The 18,035-nt window shown below is 75.8% G+C and carries 17 protein-coding genes; 12 read left to right on the forward strand and 5 right to left on the reverse strand.

What is annotated here, in order from left to right; genetic code table 11:
- Positions 1 to 60 precede the first annotated feature (60 nt).
- From ACFYZY_RS20950 to ACFYZY_RS20960, 3 genes are all read right to left on the reverse strand, one after another.
- On the reverse strand, positions 61 to 447 hold the full coding sequence (locus ACFYZY_RS20950; protein WP_388696186.1) for a zinc ribbon domain-containing protein: 387 nt from the start codon (positions 445 to 447) through the stop codon (positions 61 to 63).
- Between the two features lie 204 nt (positions 448 to 651).
- Positions 652 to 1,353, reverse strand: a complete 702-nt coding sequence (locus ACFYZY_RS20955; RefSeq protein ID WP_388696189.1) for a TetR/AcrR family transcriptional regulator — start codon at positions 1,351 to 1,353, stop codon at positions 652 to 654.
- 88 nt (positions 1,354 to 1,441) lie between these two features.
- On the reverse strand, positions 1,442 to 2,203 hold the full coding sequence (locus tag ACFYZY_RS20960) for an SDR family NAD(P)-dependent oxidoreductase (protein WP_388696191.1): 762 nt from the start codon (positions 2,201 to 2,203) through the stop codon (positions 1,442 to 1,444).
- Between the two features lie 525 nt (positions 2,204 to 2,728).
- Between ACFYZY_RS20960 and ACFYZY_RS20965 the strand changes: the two genes are divergently transcribed.
- Genes ACFYZY_RS20965 through ACFYZY_RS20975 form a run of 3 tightly spaced genes read left to right on the forward strand, consistent with a single transcriptional unit; the run spans position 2,729 to position 6,106 of the window.
- Positions 2,729 to 3,424, forward strand: coding sequence for a LuxR C-terminal-related transcriptional regulator (locus ACFYZY_RS20965; protein ID WP_388696194.1), 696 nt, complete (start codon positions 2,729 to 2,731; stop codon positions 3,422 to 3,424).
- Positions 3,424 to 4,092, forward strand: a complete 669-nt coding sequence (locus ACFYZY_RS20970) for a DUF4255 domain-containing protein (protein ID WP_388696196.1) — start codon at positions 3,424 to 3,426, stop codon at positions 4,090 to 4,092. The genes ACFYZY_RS20965 and ACFYZY_RS20970 overlap by 1 nt, the downstream gene beginning before the upstream one ends.
- Positions 4,076 to 6,106, forward strand: coding sequence for an ATP-binding protein (locus tag ACFYZY_RS20975; protein WP_388696198.1), 2,031 nt, complete (start codon positions 4,076 to 4,078; stop codon positions 6,104 to 6,106). The genes ACFYZY_RS20970 and ACFYZY_RS20975 overlap by 17 nt, the downstream gene beginning before the upstream one ends.
- A gap of 84 nt (positions 6,107 to 6,190) precedes the next feature.
- Here ACFYZY_RS20975 and ACFYZY_RS20980 read toward each other — a convergent pair whose 3' ends face one another.
- Complete coding sequence (locus ACFYZY_RS20980; RefSeq protein ID WP_388696199.1) at positions 6,191 to 7,822, reverse strand: hydrolase; 1,632 nt, start codon at positions 7,820 to 7,822, stop codon at positions 6,191 to 6,193.
- An 863-nt stretch (positions 7,823 to 8,685) separates the two neighbouring features.
- Between ACFYZY_RS20980 and ACFYZY_RS20985 the strand changes: the two genes are divergently transcribed.
- The 4 genes from ACFYZY_RS20985 to ACFYZY_RS21000 all read left to right on the forward strand — a co-directional run bounded on the left by ACFYZY_RS20985 (position 8,686) and on the right by ACFYZY_RS21000 (position 11,386).
- Complete coding sequence (locus ACFYZY_RS20985) at positions 8,686 to 10,260, forward strand: phage tail sheath family protein (protein WP_388696201.1); 1,575 nt, start codon at positions 8,686 to 8,688, stop codon at positions 10,258 to 10,260.
- Between the two features lie 114 nt (positions 10,261 to 10,374).
- A complete protein-coding gene (locus ACFYZY_RS20990; protein ID WP_388696204.1) occupies positions 10,375 to 10,818 on the forward strand; it encodes a phage tail protein in 444 nt (147 codons plus the stop codon).
- Positions 10,818 to 11,237 carry a hypothetical protein gene (locus tag ACFYZY_RS20995; protein WP_388696207.1) on the forward strand — a complete coding sequence of 140 codons (420 nt, stop codon included), beginning with the start codon at positions 10,818 to 10,820 and terminating at the stop codon, positions 11,235 to 11,237. Before ACFYZY_RS20990 ends, ACFYZY_RS20995 begins: the two co-directional genes overlap by 1 nt.
- The gene (locus ACFYZY_RS21000) at positions 11,234 to 11,386 is read left to right on the forward strand and encodes a DUF6760 family protein (RefSeq protein ID WP_382505224.1); all 153 of its coding nucleotides are present in this window, start codon (positions 11,234 to 11,236) and stop codon (positions 11,384 to 11,386) included. The genes ACFYZY_RS20995 and ACFYZY_RS21000 overlap by 4 nt, the downstream gene beginning before the upstream one ends.
- Before the next feature lie 1,052 nt (positions 11,387 to 12,438).
- Here ACFYZY_RS21000 and ACFYZY_RS21005 read toward each other — a convergent pair.
- Entirely contained in the window at positions 12,439 to 13,392 is a 954-nt protein-coding gene (locus tag ACFYZY_RS21005; protein ID WP_388696209.1) for a hypothetical protein, read from the reverse strand.
- A gap of 277 nt (positions 13,393 to 13,669) precedes the next feature.
- Between ACFYZY_RS21005 and ACFYZY_RS21010 the strand changes: the two genes are divergently transcribed.
- From ACFYZY_RS21010 to ACFYZY_RS21030, 5 genes are all read left to right on the forward strand, one after another.
- On the forward strand, positions 13,670 to 14,494 hold the full coding sequence (locus tag ACFYZY_RS21010; protein WP_388696212.1) for a hypothetical protein: 825 nt from the start codon (positions 13,670 to 13,672) through the stop codon (positions 14,492 to 14,494).
- 81 nt (positions 14,495 to 14,575) lie between these two features.
- Entirely contained in the window at positions 14,576 to 15,013 is a 438-nt protein-coding gene (locus ACFYZY_RS21015; protein WP_388696214.1) for a phage tail protein, read from the forward strand.
- Position 15,014: 1 nt separating this feature from the next.
- A complete protein-coding gene (locus ACFYZY_RS21020; RefSeq protein ID WP_388696215.1) occupies positions 15,015 to 15,749 on the forward strand; it encodes a LysM peptidoglycan-binding domain-containing protein in 735 nt (244 codons plus the stop codon).
- Positions 15,746 to 17,560: a VgrG-related protein gene (locus tag ACFYZY_RS21025; RefSeq protein WP_388696218.1), complete on the forward strand. Its 1,815-nt coding sequence runs from the start codon at positions 15,746 to 15,748 to the stop codon at positions 17,558 to 17,560. The genes ACFYZY_RS21020 and ACFYZY_RS21025 overlap by 4 nt, the downstream gene beginning before the upstream one ends.
- A 67-nt stretch (positions 17,561 to 17,627) precedes the next feature.
- Complete coding sequence (locus ACFYZY_RS21030; protein WP_388696221.1) at positions 17,628 to 18,026, forward strand: GPW/gp25 family protein; 399 nt, start codon at positions 17,628 to 17,630, stop codon at positions 18,024 to 18,026.
- Positions 18,027 to 18,035 lie beyond the last annotated feature (9 nt).

Below are 18,035 nucleotides of genomic sequence, written 5' to 3' on the forward strand. Positions count from 1 at the left end.
GTCGGGTGGCACTCTGTGCCACCCGACCGCCCCTTTCGCGCGGTGCGGAACCGGTCCCCCTCACATCCAGCCGTCGAGCGGAACCTCCTCGCAGAGCCGGACGACCGGCCTGCGGCCGGACACGCCGACGCCCGACGCGAGCCTGACCCGGACTCCGGGCCGCACCGCGTGCAGCGGTCCGTCGACCCGGCAGCGGACCACGAAGCCCTCCGTCATGTGCACCGGCCAGAGGTCCGCGTCGGCGGCGGCGACCCCGCGCCGTACGGAGATCACGCCTTCTCCGTCGCTGAGTTCGGGTGCGAGGTCGGTCGACCCGCAGGTCGGACAGAGCAGCCGCTGGAACGTGGTGGTGTGGCACCAGCGGCAGCGCTGGAAGTAGAGCTCGGAGTCGGGGGCCGACTCCTCGGCCTGGACGGCGGTCCCGCTCCTCAATCCCGTGTGGAACACGATGCCTTCTCCTTGCACTCGACGGCTCGACCGTGCACGAGGCAAAGATATGGCACTGAGTGCCATCAAATAAAGACCTGAGTTCCCTCAATTGAAGATACCGAGAACCCTGAATGCCGTCCGGCCCCGTTCCGGCGTGCCCGGCCCCCGTCCGGCCCCCGTCCGGCTCCGTCCGGCCCCCGCCCGGCTCCGCCCCGGTGCCCCTCAGCCCTCGCCGAGGCTCGCCTCCACCTCGCGCACCACGCGCCACATCGGGGTGGACCGCTTGGTGATCACCACCACCACGTCCTCCGTCTCCTCGGCGGCCGCGGCCGGGGCGGGCCCCCAGGTGGCGCGCACGAACTCCAGGGCCCCGTCCACCGCCGCGAGCGGATCGCCCTCGCCGCCCGAGCGCAGCCAGTGCCGCAGGGCGTGGTTGTGGGCGGCGACCACGGCCGCCGCGACCACGTTGGCGCGCAGGGTGCCGTCCCTGCGGTCGGCCCAGCGGGCGCGCAGGTGGTCGCCGAGGGTCTTCTCGTACCGCCAGACCACCGACAGCTCGTACGTCCGCAGCCCGGTCACCTCGCGGGTGAGCCGGTAGCGCTGGACGGAGAAGGTGGGGTTCTCGGCGTACATCCGCATGACGAGCCGGGCGGCGTCGCAGACGCGCGCCACCGGGTCGTCGGAGTCGGCGCTCGCCGCCAGGAAGCGGGTCATGTCGGCGAGGCACTGCTCGTGGTCGGGGAAGACCACGTCCTCCTTCGACGGGAAGTACCGGAAGAAGGACCGCCGGCCGACGCCCGCGAGCGTCACGATGTCGTCCACGGTGGTCTGCTCGTAGCCCCGCTCCAGGAAGAGCTGGAAGGCCGCGGCGATGAGGGAGTCCCGCATCGCGGGCTTCGTGGAGTTCGTCGACCCTGTTCCCATGGCCCGAACCTAACACCCGGACGGACCCGGCGCGGCACTAGGTGCCGGAGGAATACGGCACCCAGTGCCCTCGCGGGGGTACGGAGGCTCAGCGGGCGGTCATGCGGAGCGCGCCGTCCATGCGGATCGTCTCGCCGTTGAGGTAGTCGTGCTCGACGACCATCGTGACGAGGCGGGCGTACTCCTCCGGACGGGCGAGGCGCTGCGGGAAGGTGACGCTCGCGGCGAGCCCGGCCCGGACGTCCTCGCCGAATCCGGCCATCATCGGGGTGTCGACGATGCCGGGGGCGACGGTGACGACCCGGATGCCGAACTGCGCGAGGTCACGGGCGGCCGTGACGGTCATGCCGGCGACGCCCGCCTTGGAGGCGGCGTACGCGATCTGGCCGACCTGGCCCTCGAAGGCGGCGATGGAGGCGGTGTTGACCACCAGGCCGCGCTGTCCGTGCTCGTCGGGCTCGTGCCGCGCGATGGCCTCGGCGGCGAGCCGCATCACGTTGAAGGTGCCGAGCAGGTTGACGTCGAGCACCGTGCGGAACAGGTCGAGGTCGTGCGGTCCCTTGCGGCCCAGGACGCGGGCGGAGGGGGCGATGCCGGCGCAGTTCACGGCGAGCCGCAGCACGGCGCCGTCGGCGTCGACCGCGGCGAGGGCCGCGCGGACCTGCTCCTCGTCGGTGACGTCGGCGGCGAGCAGCCGGACGCCCTCGGGGAGCGGTCCGGCGGCGGCCACGGCCTTGTCCAGGTCCAGGCCGTAGACGGCGGCGCCGCGCGCGGCGAGCGCGGCGGCGGTGGCGGCGCCGAGGCCGGAGGCGGCGCCGGTGACGAGAGCGGCGGAGCCGGCGATGTCCATGGAACTCCTCGTTCGTGTCGTGCGGGTGCGACCCCGCCGCCGGGATGGCCGCCGGATCGGACGCGTGCCCGCGGAGGACCGCGCGGTCCGCGCGATCTGCGCCGCCCACCATAGAACCGCGTGCCGCGCTCCCGGAAGCGGAGGCGGCACGCTCCTCCGCCGGGACGCCGGGATGCCGGGACGCCGGGACGCCGGGACGCCGGGCGGGACCGGAGCCGGGACCGGGACCGGTGACGCGGCACCCGGCCGGCCTCCGGGCCCGGAAAGGGAGCGTGGCCCGAATCAGTTGGCCGGATCCCGGCGTCAGTGGAGCGTTAGTGCGACGGCAGCGGGACGTGAGCACCGCGCGCCAAGGTGGAGGGGACCATCGTGGCCGGCGCGCCGGCCACGGACACCAGACCGCGGAGGACCGCCCCGTGCCGGACACCGGCCGGGGGACACCCGCGCGGCCGTCTCGTCCTCCGTACCCGGGCACCCGACCGCGCCCGTGCGGCCGGGGCGTGTGAGAAGGGGCAGGTAGCGGAAGTGTTCACCAAACGGGTGACGGTGACCGTCCACGCGTCCGATCCGCTCAGCCGGGCCGGGCTGATCAGCCACCTGCGGCACCAGCCGTCCCTGGACGTCGTACCGGAGCCGGACGGCGGGGAGCGGGACGGCGGAGCCGGGAGCGCCGGGAGCGCCGGGGAACGGAACGCCTCCGCCCCCGCGGTCGCCGTGATGCTCGCGGACCGGATCGACGACCCCACCACGGCCGAACTGCGGCGCCTGCTGCGCGGCCGGGAGCAGCGCGTCGTCCTCGTCGCGGGCGAGCTGCGCGAACCGGACCTGCTGTCGGTGGTCGAGTACGGGGTGCGCGCCATCATCTGGCGCCACCAGGCCACCGAGCAGCGGCTGCTGAGCGCCGTGCACAGCGCGGCGCGCGGCGAGGGAGAACTGCCGCCGGACCTGGTCAGCCGCCTGCTGAACCAGGTGGGCCGGCTGCGGCGGGCGACGGCGGCGGGCACGGCGGCCGGCGGGACGGCGCCGCTCTTCGGGATGGCCCCGCGCGAGGTGGACGTCCTGCGGCTGCTCGCCGAGGGCCTGGACACCCGGCAGATCAGCGAGAAGCTCGCCTACTCCGAACGCACCGTGAAGAACATCCTGCACGCGCTGATGACGCGCCTCCAGCTCACCAACCGGGCGCATGCCGTCGCGTACGCGCTCCGCGAAGGCTACATCTGATGATCCACGAGATCGACGAGGCGCTGCGCCGCCTCCTCGCCCCCGCCGTCACGGGCGACGTCGCCTTCGACGCGCCGACCCGCGACTGGGCGGCCCGCCGCAACGAACCGACCCTGAACGCCTATCTGTACGACATCCGGGAGGAGGTGACGCGGCGCGAGGGGGGCACGCTGGCCGAGCGGGACGCCCGGGGGATCGTGACGCGCCTGCGCCGGCCCCCGCGCTGGTTCCGGCTCTCGTACCTGGTGACCGCCTGGACCTCGCGGCCCGAGGACGAGCACCGGCTGCTCGCGGGCGCGCTCGCCCTCCTGCTGCCCCACGAGGCGCTGTCGGGGGACGCGGTGCCGGAGTCCGTGCGCCCGATCGCCACGGCCCTCCCGCTCTCGGTCGCGGTGCCGCCGGCCGAGTCGCGGTCGCTCGCGGACATCTGGTCGGCGCTGGGCGGCGAGCTCAAGCCGTCCCTGGACGTCGTGGTGGTCACGCCGTTCCCGGTCGCCCCGGTGCACGAACCGGCGCCGCCGGTCACCGAGGGCGCGGGCCTGATCGTGCGCGGGATCGACGGCGTACCGGACGGCTCCGGGATCCGGATGCCGCGGCGGACGGGGACGGCGCCGGGAGCGGCGGTTCCCGGCGGGAAGGACGGGGACGGGCATGGCCTCCGGCGCTGACACCGGCACCACGGACGCGGACCGCCCGCTCGGGGGCGGCGTGCTCGAACGGATCGCCGCCCTGCGCGAGCGGGTCGCCGCCCTCGTGGAGGCCCGCAGCGCCGGGGACCCCACGGCGGGCGATCCGCTGCGGGGCCTGTACGTCACCGGGGAGACGGCCCGCCGGGCCGCGGCGGGTCCGCCCCCGGCCGTACCGGAGGGGGGCGTCGTGCCGCCGGGCACCGGCGGGACGGACCGGCCGGACGCGCTCGCGCGCGCCTTCGGGCTCTCCCCGCTCGATACGCACCTCCTCGTCGTGGCGCTCGCGCCCGAGGTGGACCGGGGGTTCGAGACGCTCTACGGCTATCTCAACGACGACGTCGGCCGGCGCCGCGCCACCGTGGCGCTCGCCCTCGACCTCGCGGGCACCGGCCCCCACGATCCGGCCGGCCGCGACCGCTTCCACCCGGCCGCGCCGCTGCGTTCCGGCGGACTCCTGGAGGTCGAGGACGAGGACCGGCCGCTGCCGGGGCGGGCGCTGCGCGTGCCGGAACGGGTGGTGGCGCACCTCCTCGGTGACGACGGCCGCCTCGACGCCGCGCTGATCGGCGCGGGGGTCGAGCTGCTGCCGCCCGAGACCGCCGGGACGCCTCCGGGGCCCGCCTCGGTCGGGGCGCGGGTCGCGGCCGCTGGGCCCGTCACCGTGCACCTGCGGGAGCGGGTTCCCGGGTCCGGCGCCGATTCCGTGGTGGTCGCACTGCGGGACGCCGGGCGGCCCGTGCTGCGGTACCGGCCGGAGTCCGTCGACGTCCCGGTGGGGCGGGCGCTGCTGCGCGAGGCCCGGCTGCGCGGCGCCGCCGTGGTCGTCGAGCCGCTGCCGGCGGGGCCGGGGCCGCTGGTGCGCGCGCTGGCCTCGTCCGCCGTGACCGTGGTCCTCGCGGGCACCGACGCACCCGACCCCCGGTGGGCACCGGACGCCGAACTGCTCGCGCTGGACGCGCCGGACGGCACGACGGCCCCCGACGACCTGTGGCAGCGCGAACTCGGTCCCCTGGAGGGCGATTTCGACCTCAAGGAGGTCACCGCTCCGTACCGTCTCAGCGGTGACCAGATCCGCCGGGCGGCCCGCTCGGCGCGGGCGCTGGCCGCGTTCGAGGGCGCCGGCCCGAATCCGGCGCAGGTGCGGCGCAGTGCCCGGCTGGTCTCCGCGCCGCTGCTCGACAGCCACGCGCGGCGGGTGCGGCCCGCCGTGGGGTTCGCCGATCTCGTGCTGCCCCCGGAGCCGGTGGCGCTGCTGCGCGAGCTGACCGGGCGGGCCCGCGACCGGGACCGGGTGCTCGGCGAGTGGCGGCTGCGGACCGGGGGCGGCCGGGGACGCGGTGTCGTCGCGCTGTTCGCCGGTGATTCGGGCACGGGGAAGACGCTCGGCGCGGAGGTCGTCGCGGGCGAACTGGGCCTGGACCTCTACGTGGTGGACCTGTCGTCGGTGGTCGACAAGTACGTCGGGGAGACCGAGAAGAACCTGGAGCGGATCTTCACCGAGGTGGACCGCACGGACTGCGTTCTGCTCTTCGACGAGGCCGACGCGGTCTTCGGGAAGCGCTCGGAGGTGAAGAGCTCGCACGACCGGTACGCCAACCTGGAGAGCGCGTACCTGCTCCAGCGGCTGGAGGCGTTCGACGGGATCGCGGTGCTCACCACCAACCTCCGGGCCAACATCGACGAGGCGTTCACGCGCCGGCTCGACCTGGTCGTGGAGTTCCCGTTCCCCGATCCCGGGCAGCGGGTCTCGCTCTGGCACTCCTGCCTGGCGGGGGCGCCGAGGGAGGCGGACGTGGACGCGGAGATCGACCGCTGCGCCCGGGAGTTCGAGCTGGCGGGCGGCGCGATCCGGTCGGCCGCGGTGACGGCCGGCTACCTGGCGGCGGCCCGCGGCTCGGCGGTGACCGGCGCGGACGTACGGGCGGGGGCGCGGCGCGAGTACCGCAAGGCGGGCCGGCTGGTGCCGGACGCGGGCCTGCCCTGGGCCCCGTGACGGCCGGGGAGCGGACGTGAGGAGGGGGCCACCCGTGCGGGTGGCCCCCTCCTCCGGTCCGGGGCGGGTCGCCCCGCTCCCGGATCACATCACGCTGCCGCCGCGCATCCGGTGGAGCGTCGGCCCGTCGACGACGCCGGTGGCGGGCAGGCCGACGGCCTGCTGGTACAGGCCGACGTACCTGGTGACGTTGTCGTCGTAGCGGGAGGGCTCCGTCTTCCCGGTGGTGAAGTAGGCGATGCCCTGCCGGGCGTAGCCGCGGTCCCGCGTGAGGTCCGTGGGACTGTGCTCGTGGTTGTACGCCCACCAGAAGGCCGCCACCACCCGGGTGGTGTCCCAGCTGCTGCTGCCGGACTTCAGGTTCCCGGCCACGACTCCCTGGACCCAGAGCGAGGTGAGGGTGGCGCGGCCGAGTTCACCCTCCTTGTCGGTCTTGAAGATCGCGGCGGAGTTCTGGTTCGTCTCCTTGCCGGTGTCGACGACGAGGTGCTGGTAGCAGACGAGGGACGCCCGGGTCGGGCCGTCGATCACGCCGTTGGTCCAGGGCGGCCTGAGCGTGCAGCGGTTCTTGCTGCCGAGGGCCGCGAGGCGCGCCTGCGCGAACGCGACGACGTCGTCCTTCGGGTACCCGGCCTTCCACGGTGGCACGGTCACGGCGGGAGCGGGCGGGGCCGGGGGCTGCGCGCCGCCCCCGCTTCCCGAACCCCCGCCGTTGCCGGATCCGCCGGGAGCCGGTCCGCCCCCGGCCGGCTCCCCGGTCGGCGCACCGCCCGGCAGGGCGCCCGCACCGGGGTCCCCCCCGGCGGGCGGCGGCGTCCCCCCGCCCACCGGCGGCGGGGTTCCGCCGCCGGGCTGGTTCCCGCCGGGCGTGGGGACGCCCTCCGGGGGCGGGGGCGCCGCGGGGAGCGCCGTCCCGTCGCCCTGCGGGGCGGGGCGGGGCGCGCCCGTCGACGCGAGGTCCTTGGCCGCGCTGACGACCTTCGGGGAGAAGCCGAGCCAGAGCGCGACGAAGGCGATCACGGCGGTCATCAGGAGTCCGCCCGCCACCACCAGCCAGGTCCCGAACACGGGGCGCTGGTCGAAGGTGGCGTCGAGGTCGAGGGCCGTGTCGTCGCCCGCCCGCCGGACGGCGACGGTGAACCGGTGCGACTCCTCCGAGCCGGTCCACCGCACGGCCTGGGGCCGCACCACGAGTTCGCCGAAGGCGGCCCGGCCCGGGGCGATCTGCACGGCGTTCGGCCGTACGTCGAAGGTGAGCCGGTTCGCCTCGTCGCGCACCACCAGGGAGGCGGTCAGCGGGGTGTTGCCGAGGTTGTCCACGGCGATGCGGGCGCGCCCGCGGAAGCGGCCGAAGAGCGCGGGCGGCAGCACTTCGGCGCGCGTCTCGGTGAAGGGGGTGACGGTCAGCCGCCCCTCCACCACGTCGCGGGCGCCGGAGTTCTCCCGGGGATCGACCCGGATGCCGTACGCGACGGGCCCGGCCTCCACGTCCGAGGAGCGGGGCGGGGCGAACGAGATCTCGGCGGTCCCCTCGCCACCCGGGTAGAGGCGCAGGACGTCGGGCTCCACCCGGGACCAGCCCGCGGGCCTGCCCACCAGGGAGAGCCGGTACTCCTCGACGGTGTCGCCGGTGTTCCGCACCCGCAGGCGGGCGGAGGTCCGGGCCCCTGGCTCGACGGTCACCTCGGCCGGGTCCAGAGAGGTCCACATGGTCATGGGCGAAGGCTAGGGGCGAAGGGGCGGCGTCCGGTTGCCCGAACGTACCTGTTCGGGGGCAGCGCGACGTGCCTCCGCGCGCTCCGGGGCGGTCCAGGGGGGCGGTTCCGGCCGTGACCGGGGCGTGCCCCCGGGTCGTACCTTTACACGCGCGGGCCGCGCCACCAAGGGGGTTCCTCCGCCCGGCCGTACGGCTCCGGCCGGACCGCCCCGCGGAACGGAGGCACGTCGCGGCCGCCGGCGCCGAAGCCCGTGCCCGGCCGGTGCCGGTGCCGGTGCCGGTGCCGAGGGCACGCCTACCCGCCCCGGGCGCGCGGGAACCCCCTGGGCGACCGGGCGAAAGGGCACCGGGGCCTGCCCCCGGGGTTTCCCGCGCGCGCCTCCCCGCCCGCCGGCCCGCCCGGCAGTCTCGTCCCGTGGGTACGGGCCGGTCCGTACGGCCCGGTTCGCACGGGCCGGGTTCCGCGACCCGGTTCGTACGGCCCGGTTCGCGGGAACCGGTTCGTACGGGCGGTGGAGGCGAAGGCCCCCGTCGTCCCCGCACCCCGGCCCTCCCGGGCCCGGTGGTCCTCCGCGGGCGTGCGAGCGGAGGGCGGTGTCCGCGAGGGCAACCGCCACTGCCCTCGTGAGCGCCCCTTCTTCCCTGGTCGCGGCGGTGGAGTCCGGCGAGAGTCGGAAGCGTACGACCACCGGCCGGGAACGCAGGGGAGGGCAAGCGGGATGAGGGCGGCGCACCACGGCGTCACGAGGACGGTCCGGGACGACCGCCCGGCACGGACGCCCTTTCCGGGAAACACCGCACGGCCCGGGGAAATCGTCCCGAACCCCTGAACCGCCCCTCACTTCCTAGGAGCACCACACCCATGCCCACGTACCTGTCCCCCGGCGTCTACGTCGAGGAAGTCGCCAGCGGCTCCCGCCCCATCGAGGGGGTCGGGACCTCCGTCGCCGCGTTCGTCGGGCTCGCGCCCGCCGGGCCGCTCAACGAGCCGGTCCTGGTGACCAACTGGTCCCAGTACGTGGCGGCGTTCGGGGACTTCACGGACGGGTACTACCTCGCCCACTCCGTGTACGGCTTCTTCAACAACGGGGGCAGCGCCGCGTACGTCGTGCGCGTCGGCGGCGGGGACGCCCAGGGCGCCGCGCAGGCCGTCGCCGCCGACGCGCCGCGCGAGCTGGTGGCCGGCGAGGCCGTGGCGCTCGGCTCCTTCCGGGTCGCCGCCCTGACGGCCGGGACCGAGGCCGGCGGGGCGCTCACCGTCGAGGTGCAGGACGTCGAGGGCGAGACCGAGCGCTTCAAGCTGGTCGTCAAGGACGGCGAGAAGGTCGTCGAGAGCTTCGACGCCTCCGCGAAGAAGAGCGCCCGCAACTACGTCGTCACGCAGGTCAAGCAGCGTTCCAGGACCATCGTCCTGGAGGAGGCCGCGGCGGGCGGGCAGCTCACCCGGCCCGACGCGCAGGCCGTCACCCTCGCCCCGCCGGCGCAGGCCCCCGTGCCGGTCGCGGCGCGGGCGGCGGGTCCCGCCGCCCTGGAGTCCGGGCAGTTCATCGGCGACTCCGCCGACCGTACCGGCTTCGGCGGTCTGGAGGCGCTGGACGAGATCAACATGGTCGCCGTGCCGGACCTGATGGCCGCCTACCAGCAGGGCCTCATCGACCTGGAGCAGGTCAAGGCCGTGCAGCTCGGCCTCATCGCGCACTGCGAGCTGATGGGCGACCGGATGGCGATCCTCGACCCGCCGCCAGCCCTGAACGCCCGCGACGTCCGCAAGTGGCGCCAGGAGGTCGCCGGTTACGACTCCCGGTACGCGGCCCTCTACTACCCGTGGATCAAGTCGTTCGACCCGGCGACCGGCCAGACCCGCACGGTTCCGCCGTCCGGCCACATGGCCGGCGTCTGGGCCCGCAACGACTCCGAGCGCGGTGTCCACAAGGCCCCCGCCAACGAGATCGTGCGCGGCGCGGTCGACCTGGAGCTCCAGATCACGCGCGGCGAGCAGGACCTGCTCAACCCGATCGGCGTGAACTGCATCCGCGCCTTCCCGGGCCGGGGCATCCGGGTGTGGGGCGCGCGCACCCTCGCGTCCGACCCGGCGTGGCGGTACCTGAACGTGCGCCGCTACTTCAACTACCTGGAGGAGTCGATCCTCGTCGGCACCCAGTGGGTCGTCTTCGAGCCCAACGACCAGTCGCTGTGGGCCCGCATCCGCCGCAACATCTCCGCGTTCCTGGTCAACGAGTGGCGCCAGGGCGCCCTGTTCGGCCAGCGCGCCGAGGACGCCTTCTACGTGAAGTGCGACGCGGAGACCAACCCGCCGGAGTCGATCGACCTCGGCCGCGTGATCTGCGAGATCGGCATCGCCCCGGTGAAGCCCGCCGAGTTCGTGGTCTTCCGCCTGGCGCAGTTCCAGGGCGGCGGCGGCGAGCTGGAGGAGTAGACCTCCGCCCCGCCGCCCCGCCCGCACCCCTCCCCCGCCCCACCCCTCCGCGGAACCGTGCGGGGCCGTCGCGAGCCGGCCCCGCGGTTCCCACCCGAACAGGAGTGACCCCTCATGTCCCTCGACACCGGTGACGCCCTCACCACCCACAATTTCGGCCTGCAGATCGACGGTGTGATGGTCGAGACCCTGCAGGAGGTCAGCAGCCTCTCGATGGAGCAGGACGTCATCGAGTTCCAGCAGGTCTCGGCCGACGGCAAGCCGATCATCAAGAAGCTCCCCGGCGTGAAGAAGGCCGGCGAGTGCACGGTGACCCGTGGTGCCACGCAGTCCGCCGCCTTCACCGAGTGGATCTCGTCCTCCATCGCCGGCGACATGGGCTCGGCCCGCAAGGACGCGTCCATCATCTTCCTGGACTACCAGCTCAACGAGGTGAAGCGGTACAACCTCCGCAACGCCTGGTGCACCAAGGTGGAGCTGAGCGCGACCAAGGCCGGTGACGCGGCGGCCCTGACCGAGCAGGTCACCATCACCTTCGAAGAGCTGACGCTCGGCTGATGCGACGCGAGGGATCGGCGGGAACGCAGCAGGACCGCCCACACGAGCCGCTCCGCACGGAGTTCGAGTTCGAGCTGCCGCGCGGGTTCGTCGACGAGGCGGGCACCGTGCACCGCAACGGGGCGATGCGGCTGGCCACGGCCAGGGACGAGCTGGTCCCGCTGCGGGACATCCGGGTCCGCGAGAACCCGGCGTACCTGTCCGTGGTGCTGCTCGGCCGGGTCATCACCCGGCTGGGCACGCTCCCGTCGGTCCACGACGGGACGGTGGAGAACATGTTCGCCTCCGACCTGGCGTTCCTCCAGGACTTCTACCGGCAGATCAACGCGGAGGGCCACACCAGGGCCGCCGTCGCGTGCCCGCACTGCGAGGAGTCCTTCGAGGTCGAGCTGGCCGGGAGCCGCCTGGGGGAATCGTGACGTACGCGGCCGACCGGATCGAGGAGGAGACCGCGTACCTCGCCTTCCACTTCCACTGGGGCATGGACGCCATCCTCGACCTGGAGCACGCGGACCGGCGCCGTTACGTGGCGCAGGTGGCGTCGCTGGTGGAGCGGTCGCAGGCGTAGGGCCGGGACCGGGGACGCGGTCGGGGCCCTCGGGCCGGAGCAGGGGCAGGACGGGAAGGGAGGTCGGAGACGGTGGGAATGTTCGAGAAGTGGCGGACGCGGAAGCCGCGCGGTACGGGGGCGGACGCTCCCGTGGAGGCGGGCGCTTCCACGGGGAGCGCGGCCCCCGGGACGGCGTCCGGCGACGCGTGGCGGGCGCTGCCGCCGGTGCAGCGGGTCCTCGACGCGCCGCGCACCGTGGCGGAGCACGGCTTCGCCTCCTCCCTCGCGACCCACTGGAACCCGTCCTTCCAGAGCGACCTGGGCCACGGCGCCCTCCCGGACGCCCCGGCCGGCGTCCTGCTGGACGCGGCGCGGACCGTCCGTCCGGCCGCCGGCAGCGCCGCCCCCGAACTGCCGGGACTGCGGCTGCCGGTGGCACGGTCCGTCGCCCCGGGCACGGACGCGGGACCGGACGCCGGCCCGGACCCGGCCGGCGGGGCCGGAGGACCGCGCGCGGTCCGGGGCGGGACCGCCGCTCCGGTACGGGGTGGCGGCCCGGTGCGCGCGGGGGGCTCCTCCGGCGCGTCCCCGTCCGTCCAGCGTGCCGCCGCGTCCGGGAGCGCTCCGGCCCGTCTCCCGGTGACCCCCGCGCGCGGGGCCGTGGCGGGAACTCCCGGCCCCACCGGCGGAAGGCCCGCACGACGTTCGCCGCTGGTCTCCGCCCCGCCCGTCCGGGCATCGCGCCTCCTGACCCCGGCGGGCACTCCCCGCCCCGCCCTCCCGGCGCCCTCGCCCGCACCCGCGGCCGGGGGGACGCCCACGGCCGCACGGCCCGCCGTCGCACCGGAACCCCCGGCCGCCGAACGGCCCCAGATCGTCCCGGGCCCCGACTCCCCCGCGGGGCCCGGGACTTCCGGCGGCACGCCGGGCGCTCCGGTCCAGCGCCGCCCCGCCGTGCGCCGTTCACGGCGCGCCCCGGGCGCGGACTGGAGCACGACGGCCTCCGCGCCCCAGGCACCCGCGCCGGACCCGGCACCCGCACCGCCGGCCGTTCCGGTCGCGCCTCCGCGTCACGCCGCCCCGGCCTCCCGGCCCCACCCGGCGGACCGGAAGGCCCCGGCCCCCACCGCGTCCCCCGCGTCCCCGGCCGCGTCCGCGCGCCCGGCGGCCGGGAACACCGCGCCCGCGCCGGCGAAGTCTCCGTCGTCCCCGGCCGCCCGGCCGACTCCGGCCGTCCAGAGGAAGCCGGGTCCGGAACCCGTCGCTCCTTCCGCATCCGGGTCCCCGGCGTCTCCGCAGGCCCCGAAGAGGCCGGCGTCCGCCACTCCGCCCGTGACCCCGACGGTTCCGAGGAGCCCGGTGTCCGCCACCCCGCCCGTGGCTCCGACGGCACCGAAGAGCCCGGCGTCCGTCATCCCGCCCGTGGCTCCGAAGAGTCCGGCCCCCACCACTTCGCCCCTGCCCCCGTCGGCACCGAAGAGCCCGGCGCCCGCCACCCCGCCCGTGACCCCGACGACTTCGGACACTTCCGTGCGCCCGGCGGGGCGGGCCCCGCAGGCGGCTCCGTCCGCCCGGACGAACCCGGCGCCCGGCGCCGCTCCCGTACGCCCGGCCGTCCAGAAGAGCCCGGCGCCCGGCGCGCCTCCCGCACGCCCGGCGGCCTCCGCGCACCCGGTGGTCCAGACCGCGAAGGCGGCCCCGTCCCGCCGCACCGGCCCGGCGACCGGCGCCGCCCCCGCGCATCCGTCCGTCCAGCCGCTCCGGGAGAACCCGGCCGCTCCACGGGCTCCGCACACCCCGGCCACCCCGCACGCGTCGAGTTCCCCCGCGCCGTCCCCGGCCACTCCGCGCACCCCGGCCGCCACCGCCCCGACCACCTCTGTGCCGTCCCCGGCCGCCCCGTCCCCCGCCCGGCCCGGACTCGGCGCCCCCGTGCGGCGCACCACCGGCGACGTACCGGCGGCGCGAACGAACCCCGTGCCGCGGCGCTCCCCGATCGGGGCGCCCCTCACGCGGCCGGCCACGGCCCCCGGTCCCTCCGGGGCGGCCCCCGTCCAGCGCGCCACGGCCTCCCCGGCGACACCGCCTCCGTCCACCCCGGCCGCGCTTCCGGTCGTCCCCGTACCGCCTCCGTCCGCCCCCGTACCGCCCGCGCCCGCCCCGGCCGCACCGCGCTCCCCCGGCACCGGCCCCCTCCCGGGCCCGGTCCAGCGGTCCTCCCGGGCCGCCGCCGCGCCCGGTGCACCCGGAGCGGGCGCTCCGGAGACGTCGCGCACGCCCGTTCCCGACCCGTCCCGGCCGGTGCCCGCCGCACCGCGGGCCGGGGAACCCTCCCGCGCCTCCGGCCAGGAGCCGGCCCCGGCGCCCGGCCGCCGGTCCCCGGGCCGTTCCACGGCGCCCGCCGGACCCCCCGTCCCCCTGGTCACCCCCGCCGGCCTCCCCCGCTCCTCCACTCCCCCGGTCCAGCGGCGCGTCTCGCTCCCACTGGCCACCGGCCGCCCGCTGACCCCGCGTCTCCCGGACGCCCCGGGCCTCCCGGGCGCTCCCGCCCCCGCGAACACGGCCCCCGGCCCCCGCCTCCCGCACCGCCCCACGCCCCTCGCCGCTCCGGCCCCGGCTCCCCTCACCGCTCCCGCGCCCCGCGCCGCTTCCGGCGCTCCCACCGCGCCCCGTCCCGTCGTCCCCCTCTCCCCGCGCACGCCCGCACCCGCCGTCCAGCGCGCCGTCCCCTCCTCCCCGGCCCCCCGGCCCGTCGTCCCCCTCTCCGCGCCCGCCCCCGCCGGGCCGGTCGCGCGACCGGTGGTCGTACAGCGCCGGAACGCCCCCGAGACCGCGCCCGCGCCCACACCGGCGCCCGCCCCCGTCCCGCTCCGGCGGACGGCGTCCCGGCGGCCCCCGGCCGCTCCCAACGCCCCCTCCACCCCGGCCGACCCCGCTCCCGTCGCCCGCACCGCGTCCGCACCGCCCTCGGTGCAGCGCGATGCGGAAGCCGCCCCCGACACCGCGTCGCCCACGCAGCTCGACGAGCTGGCCCGTCGCCTGGTCACTCCCCTCTCGCGGCTCCTGCGCGCCGAACTCCGCGCCGACCGCGAGCGGGTGGGCCGCCTCCGGGACCACGGTCACTGACCGCCGGAACCCGCCCCGCCCCGTCCGTCCCGGCCCCCCGTCCCGTCCCTTCCCGCACCGCCGACCCGAGAGAACCGCCTCATGCCCACCCAGCCGGACCCCGCGTCCACCGTCTTCTTCAAGCTCACGATCGACGGCCAGGACCTCGGCCTGTTCAACGGCTGTGACGGCCTCTCCTCCGAGGTGGAGGTGGAGCAGCGCCGGGAGGGCGGCAACAACGGCTTCGTCTGGCAGCTCCCGACCCGCGTCACCTTCTCCACGATCCGCCTCTCCCGCCCCCTCACCGCCGACACCGCCAAGGTCGCCACCTGGATCTCGTCGCTCGCGACCGGGATCACCCGCCCGACGGCGCAGATCGCGGCCCTGCGCGCGGACGGGTCGACGGTCGCCCAGTGGGGCCTGGTCGAGGTGCTGCCGGTCCGCTGGACGGGGCCGACGCTCGACCCGGCCAGTCCGGCGGTGGCCACCGAGACGCTGGAGATCGCGCACCACGGCTTCACCGACGCGGGAGGCGCCTGAGATGGCTCCCCTCATGGGCGTGGCCCGCGGTCTCTCGCGCGCCTCGCTCTCCATCCACCAGCCGCCGACGGACCTCGGCGGTTCCATGGGCGGCCGGATCGGGGAGGTGAAGTTCCAGTTCAACCCGGAACAGCTCCAGTTGAGCCGGTCCGCGAAGTGGCACACCGAACCGGCCGTCGCGTACACGCGCGGCGCGCCGCCGAAGTTCACCGGCAGCGAGCCGGCCCGGCTCCAGCTCGACGTGTTCCTGGACCGGTCCGACGACCCCTCCTCGAACGACGTGCAGCAGCAGGTCGAACTCCTGTTGTCCTGCTGCGAGGTGACCCGGCAGAGCATCGACGCGAAGGCGCCGTCGCCGCCGTGGGTGGAGTTCTCCTGGGGGTCGTTCTCGACCGTGCAGTTCGTCGCGTACGTGACCTCGGTCTCCGCGACGTACACCCTCTTCAGCCCCAGTGGCATACCGATCCGCGCCGCCTGCTCGCTCTCCCTCACCGAGGTCGCCACCGCGACCAAGAAGCAGAACCCGACCTCCGGCGCGCTCTCGGCGCGCCGCGCGCACCGCACGGTCGCCGGGGACTCGCTCGCCTCCCTCGCCTGGCGGGAGTACGGCGACGCGACCCGGTGGCGGGCCATCGCCGAGGCCAACGGCATCGACGACCCGATGCGGCTGCGCCCCGGCACGGAACTGCTGCTCCCGTCCACCACCGACATGCCGGAGACCCAGGGCGCCCCATGAGCGAGAAGACCTTCACCACCGTCCTCCACGTGCAGCTCGACGGCACGCCGCTGCCGGACCCGCTCGCGGTCCGGCTCACCGAGGGCTGGGTGGACGCCAGCGTCAACGTCCCGTCCGCGTTCCAGCTGACGTTCAGCGACAAGGACGGCACCCTCACCGAGAAGTTCCCGTACCTCAAGGTCGGGGCGATGGCGGTGCTCTCGCCGTTCACCGACGGGCGGCTCGGCGAGCCCATGCTGACCGGGGAGGTCACGGCCGTCGAGGTGGACGCGGCGCCGGGCCACGGCCGGTACCTGATCCTGCGCGGTTACGACCCGGGCCACCGGCTGCTGCGCAACCGGCGCGTCGAGGGCTACCCGAACATGACGGCCTCCGACATCGTGCGGAAGCTCGCCGGGCTCAACCGCATCCCGATCGGCAAGGTCGACGCCACGCCGACCGTGTACGAGCTGGCGACCCAGCCGAACATCACGGACTGGGACTTCCTGTCCCGGCTCGCGCGGGAGAACGACGTCCGGCTGTCCCTGGACCCGGCGGGCCGGCTCGTCTTCGCCGCGCTGCCGCCGGCCTCCACCGCGCCCTCCGACACCACGCCGGCCGCCGCCAGCCCGTACGTCCTGGACTTCGGGTCCAACACGCTGCACAGCCGGGTGTCGGTGACCGCCGCCGGGCAGGTCGGGAAGGTCGACGTGCGGGGCTGGGACCCGCGCACCAAGCAGGCGCTGACCGCGCCGACGCCGGCCGCGACGAGCCGGGACATCGTCTCCGACATCACCCCGGCGCAGCTGTCCGCGCTCTTCGGCGCGTCCGAACTCACCGCCACGGGAACGCCGTTCACGACCCAGTCGGAGGTGAGCCAGGCGGCCGCGGCGCTCGCCGACGACGTCACCGGCTCGTTCGCGGAGGTGGAGGTCGCCGTCACGGGCAACCCGGCGCTGAAGCCGGGGCAGCCGGTGGCCGTGAAGGGCGCCGGTTTCCCCTTCGAGGGCCGGTACACCGCGACCGGGGTGCGCCATGTCTTCGCCTCCGGGCGGCAGTTCACCACCTGGCTGACCGTGTCGGGCCGGCAGTTCCGCTCGCTGTACGGGACGGCCTCGGGCGGCGGCGAGCCGGCGCCGCCCATGCCGGGCGTGGCGGTCGCGCTGGTCACCAACACCAAGGACCCCCTCTCCCTCGGCCGGGTCCGGCTGCGCTTCCCGTGGCTGTCGGCGACGTACGAGAGCGGCTGGTGCCGGGTGGCGCAGCTCGGCGGGCGCGGGGGCGGCGGGCTGGTCCTGCCGGAGGTGGACGACGAGGTGCTGTGCGCCTTCGACCGGGGCTCCCTGGAGCACCCGTACGTCCTGGCCGGGCTCTACAACGGCATCGACCGGCACACCCCGGCCACCGACCGGGTCCCGCCCGTCGATCCGACGAGCGGGCGGGTGCAGTGGCGCGCCCTGACGTCCCGCACCGGCCACACGGTGGAGCTGCGCGAGGAGGGCGGCCGGACGCGCGCCTCGCACGGCATCCGGCTGCGCACCTCGAAGGGAGGGCTGAGCGTCGAGCTGAACGAGGCCCGCACCACCCTGACCATCGACAGCGACGGCACGGTCACCATCACGGGCGCGCGGGGCGTCACGGTCGAGTCGGGGACGGACCTGAAGCTCTCGGCGGTGGGCCGGATCGAGCTGAGCGCGGGGCTGGGCGTGGACATCAAGGCGGGGGCGAAGTTCAAGGTGTCGGCGGTGACCCAGGCCGTCGTCAACGCCCCGTCCTTCGTCACCTCGACCGTCCCGATGCCCAACCCGGTCGTGGCGAACCTGCCGTTCTGACCGGCCGTTCCCGCCCCGCCGTTCCGCACGTCCCTTCCGATCCCGACCCTCCGAGGAGGACCTTCCCTTGAGTGAGCACTTCGTCGGCGCGGGCTGGGCCTTCCCGCTGCGCACCGGGCCGAGCGGTTCCATCGCCCTGGTCCGGCGCGACCGCGAGATCGAGGAGTCGATGCGGCTGGTGCTGGCCACGGCACCGGGCGAGCGGCCGATGCGCCCCGAATTCGGCTGCGCGGTGCACGAGCTGGTGTTCGCTCCGGTCAACGACACGACGATGGGGCGCATCCGGTACGCGGTGATGAGTTCGCTCGACCGCTGGGAGCCGCGCATCGAGGTGGAGGACGTCGTGGTCGCCCCCGCCCCCGGGGAGCCGACCACCCTGTACATCGACGTCCGTTACCGGGTGCGCGGCGCCAACAACCCGCGCAACCTCGTCTTCCCCTTCTACGTCATCCCCTCCGAGGACTGAAAGAGCCGC

The organism is Streptomyces sp. NPDC001744 (assembly GCF_042892575.1).
Lineage (GTDB): Bacteria > Actinomycetota > Actinomycetes > Streptomycetales > Streptomycetaceae > Streptomyces.

Coding starts and splice junctions, on each gene's coding strand:
- ACFYZY_RS20990 (WP_388696204.1), top strand. CDS start 10,375: ATGTCCCTCGACACCGGTGACGCCCTCACCACCCACAATTTCGGCCTG.
- ACFYZY_RS20980 (WP_388696199.1), bottom strand. CDS start 7,822: ATGACCATGTGGACCTCTCTGGACCCGGCCGAGGTGACCGTCGAGCCA.
- ACFYZY_RS20995 (WP_388696207.1), top strand. CDS start 10,818: ATGCGACGCGAGGGATCGGCGGGAACGCAGCAGGACCGCCCACACGAG.
- ACFYZY_RS21020 (WP_388696215.1), top strand. CDS start 15,015: ATGGCTCCCCTCATGGGCGTGGCCCGCGGTCTCTCGCGCGCCTCGCTC.
- ACFYZY_RS20985 (WP_388696201.1), top strand. CDS start 8,686: ATGCCCACGTACCTGTCCCCCGGCGTCTACGTCGAGGAAGTCGCCAGC.
- ACFYZY_RS20960 (WP_388696191.1), bottom strand. CDS start 2,203: ATGGACATCGCCGGCTCCGCCGCTCTCGTCACCGGCGCCGCCTCCGGC.
- ACFYZY_RS20970 (WP_388696196.1), top strand. CDS start 3,424: ATGATCCACGAGATCGACGAGGCGCTGCGCCGCCTCCTCGCCCCCGCC.
- ACFYZY_RS21025 (WP_388696218.1), top strand. CDS start 15,746: ATGAGCGAGAAGACCTTCACCACCGTCCTCCACGTGCAGCTCGACGGC.
- ACFYZY_RS20955 (WP_388696189.1), bottom strand. CDS start 1,353: ATGGGAACAGGGTCGACGAACTCCACGAAGCCCGCGATGCGGGACTCC.
- ACFYZY_RS20975 (WP_388696198.1), top strand. CDS start 4,076: ATGGCCTCCGGCGCTGACACCGGCACCACGGACGCGGACCGCCCGCTC.
- ACFYZY_RS21015 (WP_388696214.1), top strand. CDS start 14,576: ATGCCCACCCAGCCGGACCCCGCGTCCACCGTCTTCTTCAAGCTCACG.